This is a genomic window from Paraburkholderia sp. J10-1 (assembly GCF_905220165.1).
Taxonomy (GTDB): domain Bacteria; phylum Pseudomonadota; class Gammaproteobacteria; order Burkholderiales; family Burkholderiaceae; genus Paraburkholderia.
Window position 1 is genome coordinate 1 of the sequence record NZ_CAJMYW010000052.1, and the last position, 1,213, is coordinate 1,213.

The 1,213-nt window shown below is 54.0% G+C and carries 1 protein-coding gene; it reads left to right on the top strand.

Going from position 1 to position 1,213, the window contains the following annotated elements; translation table 11 throughout:
• Positions 1 to 1,089, top strand: a 1,089-nt coding sequence (locus U5A65_RS40625; protein WP_321918080.1) for a porin, incomplete at its 5' end; no start/stop codon positions are given.
• Between the last annotated feature and the right edge of the window lie 124 nt (positions 1,090 to 1,213).

The window sequence follows — 1,213 nt, forward strand, 5'->3', positions numbered from 1 at the left end:
TGGTTTTCTGCAAGCGTGTTTGCACAATCGTCTGTCACGCTGTACGGCGTTCTAGACAACTCTATTCAATATGTTCACAATAATGGCGGGGCCAACAACTCTCTATCGATGCAGAGCGGACAGATGTCGCCAACTGTTTTCGGCTTTCGAGGAAGCGAGGACTTAGGTGCCGGTTGGTCCGCAATTTTCACCCTCGAGAATTGGTTCGATATTAATAGTGGTGCGTCGACGGATTCCAAGAGGCTTTTCTCCCGGCAAGCATTCGTCGGACTGAAAAGCGATCAATACGGCACTTTCACCTTTGGTCGTCAACTCGACGGCATGTTAAACCTTGTGGCGCCAGTTCAAGGTAACTTCTTCCTCGAATACTTCACAGCACCAGGGGACATTGATCTCGCCGACGGAACGACGCGAGTCGATAACGCTGTCCAATGGTCCAGTCCGACGTGGGCGGGGCTTCAGATCGCGCTCCAATACGGTTTCGGTAACGTCGCTGGTTCACTGGGTTCAGGTCAGTCCTACAGTGCAGCATTGAACTATTCGATCGGCGCGCTAACGTTGGCCGGAGGCTACTTTCATGCGGACAATGGCAACGCCAGGACCTCGACCCGCGGGCTTTCAAGCGCTTCTGGCGGCTTCTTTAGTCCCGTGAATTCCGCGTACGCAAGTGCAAGTGGTTACAACGTTGCGCGAGTTGGAGCTGCATACGCAATTGGTCCAGTCACCATCGGCGGGTATTACAGCTATGCTGAATATCTGGCGGATGCAGATTCGACCTTTCGATCAGCTGAGCGCTACAACAATGGATCTGTCTTTGCCGCATGGCAGATGACGGAAACGACAATGCTTGAACTCGGGTACGACTACCTGAAGTCGCATGGTGACTCGTCCGCTACCTATCATCAGATTACCTTCGCGGCAGACTACGCACTGTCGAAGCGAACGGACTTGTACTTCTCTGCCGGGTATGGCCATGCGTCCGGAACGAACGGAATTGGCCCGGCTCAAGCGGTTATCGCGGATTCGTATACTGCGGGTGGAACAGCCTCGCAAGAGCTCGCGATCGTGGGCATACGACACCGCTTCTGAAAACCAGGTTCATTGCGCACGTTCTTTCAGGCTACCTCATTGCGGCACGCTTCAAACGTCGGCAGCGGTAAGCACATAGGGTAACGCCAATCGGGTAGGGTCGGTTAGTTAGCTTGTCCGACCC